The 6110-nt window shown below is 40.0% G+C and carries 5 protein-coding genes; 2 read left to right on the forward strand and 3 right to left on the reverse strand.

What is annotated here, in order from left to right; translation table 11 throughout:
- Nucleotides 1-1389, reverse strand: a 1389-nt coding sequence (locus tag ACOVO2_RS09960; RefSeq protein WP_421769823.1) for a sulfatase, incomplete at its 3' end; no start/stop codon positions are given.
- A gap of 78 nt (nt 1390-1467) precedes the next feature.
- Nucleotides 1468-2835 carry a Gfo/Idh/MocA family protein gene (locus ACOVO2_RS09965; protein ID WP_421769824.1) on the reverse strand — a complete coding sequence of 456 codons (1368 nt, stop codon included), beginning with the start codon at nt 2833-2835 and terminating at the stop codon, nt 1468-1470.
- 210 nt (nt 2836-3045) lie between these two features.
- Here ACOVO2_RS09965 and ACOVO2_RS09970 point away from each other — a divergent pair, with 210 nt between their 5' ends.
- Nucleotides 3046-3843 carry an SDR family NAD(P)-dependent oxidoreductase gene (locus tag ACOVO2_RS09970; RefSeq protein ID WP_421769825.1) on the forward strand — a complete coding sequence of 266 codons (798 nt, stop codon included), beginning with the start codon at nt 3046-3048 and terminating at the stop codon, nt 3841-3843.
- Between the two features lie 37 nt (nt 3844-3880).
- Nucleotides 3881-4408, forward strand: coding sequence for a DUF4833 domain-containing protein (locus ACOVO2_RS09975; protein ID WP_421769826.1), 528 nt, complete (start codon nt 3881-3883; stop codon nt 4406-4408).
- Between the two features lie 58 nt (nt 4409-4466).
- Here the strand turns inward: ACOVO2_RS09975 and ACOVO2_RS09980 are convergent.
- Nucleotides 4467-6110, reverse strand: a 1644-nt coding sequence (locus ACOVO2_RS09980; protein ID WP_421769827.1) for an alpha/beta fold hydrolase, incomplete at its 5' end; no start/stop codon positions are given.

Raw genomic sequence — 6110 nt, forward strand, 5'->3', positions numbered from 1 at the left:
GTCATCGCCGAGGTCTTCTCTGGCTTCCTCGGCAATTTTTTGTAGTTCGGCTATAATTTCTGGATATAGTTTTTGTACATCATATTGCTCCGATGGGTCACGGCGAAGGTCGTAGAGTGCCATTGGTGTAAGTACATCTTCGGGAGCTTTTCCTGCAAAACCATCATTTCCTGGCAATTGATTCATGTACGAGCGACCTTTATGCTCAAAAACTAATTTCCAATTACCCATTCTTACAGCTTCCAACGAATTTCTTCGATAGTAATAATAAAAAGTCTTTCGTGGACTTTCGCTCAAATCGCCTTTGATTAAGGGTAAAATATTTACACCATCAATTTTGTTTTTTGGAAGTTCCGAGCTTGTAATTTGAGCAATCGTTGGCAAAATATCAATCGTTGAGGCAAGTTGATTGCATACTACTCCTTCAGGCGTTGTACCTTTCCATCGCATAATGCACGGTACTCGTTGACCTCCTTCAAAACTTGTTCCTTTTCCTTCTCGCAATCCACCTGACGAACCCGCATGATTGCCAAAGTTTAGCCATGGACCATTATCGCTCGTAAAAATCACCAGCGTATTTTTATCCAAACCGTTTTCTTTCAAAGTTTTCATGATTTCGCCTATTGACCAATCTATTTCCATCATCAAATCGGCGTAAAGACCTTGTTTACTTTTACCCTTAAATTTATCCGAAACGGCAATCGGTACGTGCGGCATCGAATGAGGTAAATACAAGAAAAATGGACTTTTTTTATTCTTTCTGATAAATTCTACTGCTTTTTCGGTGTAAAGTGTTGTAAGCTTTGCTTGGTCTTCGAGGGTTTTTATTTCTTCTTTTTTATCATTATTCTGAATCAAAGGCAAAACAGGGTATGTACTTGCATTTTGATTTGGCGTAGCTGGTTTTCCATCATAATACACTGGCCACATATCATTTGAGTAGGGCAGACCGACGTATTCATCAAAACCGTGTTGAAGTGGTAAAAATTCTTTATGATGCCCCAAATGCCATTTGCCGAAAATACCAGTGGCATAACCTTTTTGTTTGAGCATTTCGGCAATCGTGGTTTCGTTAGAATTGATTCCATTTTTGCTATATGGCATCAAAGCTCCCGAAATACCAACTCGATTAGGGTAACAACCAGTAAGTAATGCCGCTCGTGAAGCACTACAAACCGCTTGGGCGGCCAAAAAATTAGTAAATCTGATGCCTTCGGTAGCGAGTTTGTCAATGTTTAGTGTGCGATAATTGACAGCACCATAGCAACTTAAATCTCCGTAGCCCATATCGTCCATGAAAATCAAAATGATGTTGGGCGTTTGCTCTTTTTTAGGACTACTGCTTTGTAATAATATGATGGCGAGAAGTGAAAAGAAGATTTTTTTCATAGATTAGGTGTTAGTTTTAGGTGTAAAAAAAGCTTCCCGAAAGCTGTATGTTTCAGGAAGCTAAAGCAAATTATTATTTTACACATTACCAACTTCCGGGTGTTTCCACGACCCACGATATAGCCTTCTGAGGAGTTGATTGGCTTCTTTGTCGTTGACAACTTCTCGTTTTTTAGGGTCATACACTAACGGACGGCCCAGTTTCATTGACATGTTAGCCAAAATACAACTGGCAGTTGAAATATGTCCTTCTTCAATATCGGCAATCGGGCGAGAATTATTTTCGATGGCATTCAAGAAGTCCAACATGTGAAGGCGAGTAGCAGGAGCAGCATTCAATTCGATGCGTTCTTCGGTCAAATCTTCTGGATATTTTTCTTTTTCATAAACCACATCTTTATCTATCTTTTGTCCTTTGCCATGCGGAACAAAAGTGTATTTCATAGTGCTGCCAAAAAGTGTTCCTTTATCACCGTACAAAATAAATGCCCAAGGGTAATCAGCGTTGGCTGGCGTTCCCCACGAGCGATGTTGCCAAACACAATTTAATTCATCATATTCAAAAACTGCCGATTGGGTATCCGAAATATTCGATTTTCCTTCTTTTTGTACATAAATTCCTCCTTGCGAACTCACACGTTTTGGCCAACCGAGTTTTAGCATCCATCTTACGGTATCAAGCATGTGAACACACATATCGCCCACGATACCATTGCCGTATTCATTAAAAGTTCTCCACCAACGAATGTGCGGCAAACCATCATACGGACGCATCGGAGCTGGGCCTGTCCACATTTCGTAGTCGAAAAATGCTGGAACTGGCTCAACTGGCGGATTTCCATTATTTCTCATGTGATAATAACAGCACATTTCTACGTGCGAAACTTTCCCCAAAAGTCCAGCATCAACAATATTTTTCTTGGCATCAATCAAGTGTGGTGTACTTTTGCGTTGTGTGCCTACTTGCACCACACGGTTATATTTTCGGGCAGCTGCCACCATTGCTTCGCCTTCAATAATATCAACACTAATTGGTTTCTGTACATAAACATGAGCTCCCGATTTCATGGCTTCGATAGCGTGCAGAGCGTGCCAATGGTCAGGCGAGCCTACCAATACAATATCAAGTTTGTTTTCAGCCAAAAGTTTTCTGTAATCACCGTAAAGTTTCGGAATTTGCTTCGATTCTTGTCTTTTGGCTACCAAATCTCCCGCTGCTTTCAGTATATTTTGGTCAGGGTCGCAGAGAGCAACTACATCGACTGAGGCTACTTGTATGAGTCGGAAAAGGTCACTTTTACCATACCAACCTGTACCAATCAAGGCAACTTTATAGGTTTTTGCTGGTGTAAAAACAGGTTTGGCTTGCGTGCCAAGTGTCGATAAGGCAATCGTAGCCGAAACTCCCTGAATGAATTTTCGGCGGTTGAGATTGAGGGTTTCCATTTGTTTTTTATAGAGGATTGAATATGATACAAATTGTATTAATCAAATATATTTTATAATCCGAACAAAGACAAATTATATAGATATAGAGGCGAAAAGACAGGACAATAATACTGATTGAAACAAAAATCTTGTGTAGAGTAGGGGAAAGCTAAAAAAGAGTTGTCATTATTGAAATGGCTCGAAAGCCAAGACACTTTACACAAAATTATGAAAAAGCATACAGTTATTACAGGGGCAAGCTCGGGGCTTGGTCGAGCCTTTGCTATTGCCTTTGCCAAGCGTGGACATCATCTTGTTTTAGTGGCTTTACCAAATGAAAATCTCTCCGAATTTACCGCAGATTTACAGAAAGCTTATGGTGTAAATGTAGAATATTATGAAGCTGATTTGAGTAATTTTTCGATGATTGAAAATTTTGCTAATTGGTTGAAAAGCAATGAGATAAGTATTGATGTTTTGGTAAATAATGCAGGAATTGGTGGCTCAAAATCTTTTCAAGAATCTGAAACAGAGCAACTCGACCGAATCATTCAAGTAAATGTAAAAGGAACGGCAATTCTGACTCGAAGTTTATTGCCTTTTTTGCTTCAAAATACTAACTCTTATATTTTAAACGTTGCAAGCATTGCTGCTTTTTCTCCGCTTCCTTATAAAATGGTTTATCCTGCTACAAAGGCTTTTATTTATTCATTTTCGTTGAGTTTGGGTTCCGAATTGAGAGAAAAAGGCGTAAAAGTCTGTGTGGTAAATCCAGGGGCGATGCCTACTAATGAGGATATCCGAAGAAGGATAAAAACACAAGGTTGGCTCGGCCGCATCAGCATAACTAGTACTGAATATGTTGCCAAAAAAGCAATAGAAGGAGCTTTCTCGGGTAAAACAATTGTAGTACCAGGTTTGGTAAATTGGCTTAATTATTGGATATTTAAACTCGTTCCGTGGTGTTTTATCGAGCCACTCGTCAGTCGAACTATTCGCCGCGAATTAATTGTATCAGCTTCTTAAAAAAACGCATTTAGCCATCCTCTTGAAAAGCTATTACATGAAGAAAATAAAAATATTTATCATATTGATAGTCAGTAGTTTGCAGCTATTGGCCCAGAAATATCCTGCTCCACCTGCATCGCCCAATCGTTTGTTTTATATTCAACGGAGTAATAATGCTCATACGGTTGTTTACGATGCCAATTTTGTAAACGCTAAGATATTTCATCATGAAAATCCTGTAAACGTATATTGGATTAGGTATGATGAAACAACGCACACTCAAAAGCTTAATGCGATAGAAAAAGCACTTGCTTATGGCGTAGAAACTGAGCGAAATGCTAAAGAAAAAGATTGCTTTGATGTGAAAATTGTAGCACTGAAAAAACGAACCTTGAAAGTAAAAATCAATGATTCGGGAAAACCAATTGCCTTAATGCAAATAAATGGAATTGAAGGGCAGTTATGTAAAGTTTTTGTACAACTCGAAAATGATGATGCCATAAAACCAACCGTAAGATACATCGAGCTTTTTGGTAAAAACCTTTCTACTGGCGAAGCTATTTATGAGAAGTTTGTGCCGTGAACTACGTAAAAAAAGGAAGGCTTCGCTTTGAGCGAAGCCTTCCTTACTCGTCCAAATATTATTTCTTCAAATACTTATTAAACCAAGAGATGTATCGCTCAAAACGGTCTTTTTGATAACTCGGATTTGAGATTCCATGAAATTGGTCAGGATAAATAATCAATTCAGTCGGAATCCCCAATGAGCGGAATGCTTGATACATTTGCTCGCTACCCACCGAAGGAACATTAAAGTCGCTTTGTCCAACCATAAACTGAGTAGGAGTTTTGATACGGTCGGCTTTCAAGAATGGATATGAAAGAGCAATATATTTATCAAAATTTTTCCAAGGAGAGCCTAATTCATGTTCATATTGCAAAATGTATTGGTCAACACCATACAATGAAGAAATCAACGAAACTCCCGCACCACTCGAAGCTGCTTTGAAACGAGTATCACTTGCAATCGTGTAGTTTGTCAAGATGCCACCATAACTCCAGCCACCGATGCCCAATTTTTCGGGGTCAGCAATGCCATTTTGAACTACATAGTCGGTTGCTCCGAGAATATCCAATACCTCTTTATTTCCCCAATCGGCCGAAATAATTTTACAAAAATCTAAGCCTCGGCCACTCGAACCACGGTAATTTACTGCCACAACAGCATAACCTGCCGCCGCCAACATTTGGCGAGACATATCATAACTAAACTCATCTTGTGCCACTGGCCCACCGTGAATAAACATCAAAGTTGGCAGTTTTTGACCTTTTTGTGCCGTAGCAGGCAGATAGAGTAAGTTTGAAACCGAAGCTCCATCTTTACTTTTTGAGGTAAAACCTTCAACCGTTGCCAAAGCTAATGGTGCTAAAAACGCATCTTGGTGTTTGGTGAGTTTTCTGACAACCGCGGCTTCAATAGCATAGAGTTCGTTCGGTGTTTGTGGGTCGCTCATGCTCGCAAGCAAGTTCCCAGAAGTATGTCTTTCTATACCCGTAAAACTTCTGTTGCCGCCCACAAACTTGGTCATCTTGCCATCTGCCGCCGAAAAATTAGCAATGTATCTCGTACGGTCGTCGGAAACAATGGCGAATATCGACGCTCCGTCTTTGCTCCATCTTGGGCTATTAACTGGGCGGTCTAAAGATTTACTCAAGAGTTTTGGTTCGCCACCATCTTTCGATACAGTACACAAAATCGACTGGTCGTACATGATGTAACTTTCGGCCGAAGTGGAGCGTAAATAAGCAATTTGTTTGCCGTCTGGACTCCATTCATGGGCATAATCTTGACCCGTAAAAGTCGTGATTTGTTTCATTGAGGCATTGGGTTTGGCTTCAATTACCCAAATATCGGTGTTTTCATTGCGGTCGGGGTCTTCGGTTCGGTTACTGATAAAAGCGATTTGCGTTCCATCGGGTGACCATTTTGGCGAAGTTTCATCGTAAATTCCCTTTGTAAGTGTGTCGATTTTCTTGGTTTCGAGGTTATAAAGGTATAAATGCGTAGTTTTTTTCATCAAATACCCTTCAACGTCTTGCTTGAAATGAAAACGGTCAATAACAATCGGTTTTGGCGATTTCGACTTTGTGGTATCGGCATCATTGGTAATTACTAAGGCAATCTTTTTACCATCGGGCGACCACGCATAGTCTGATAAATCACCTTTTTTAATATCGGTTAATTGCTTGGCTTCTCCGCCACGGCGGTCCATGAGCCAGATTTG

Origin of the sequence: Emticicia sp., from assembly GCF_049241225.1 — a bacterium.
Lineage (GTDB): Bacteria > Bacteroidota > Bacteroidia > Cytophagales > Spirosomataceae > Emticicia.

Excerpts from the sequence above, each read along its gene's own strand:
- ACOVO2_RS09965 (WP_421769824.1), bottom strand. The coding sequence starts at position 2,835 with ATGGAAACCCTCAATCTCAACCGCCGAAAATTCATTCAGGGAGTTTCG.
- ACOVO2_RS09970 (WP_421769825.1), top strand. The coding sequence starts at position 3,046 with ATGAAAAAGCATACAGTTATTACAGGGGCAAGCTCGGGGCTTGGTCGA.
- ACOVO2_RS09975 (WP_421769826.1), top strand. The coding sequence starts at position 3,881 with ATGAAGAAAATAAAAATATTTATCATATTGATAGTCAGTAGTTTGCAG.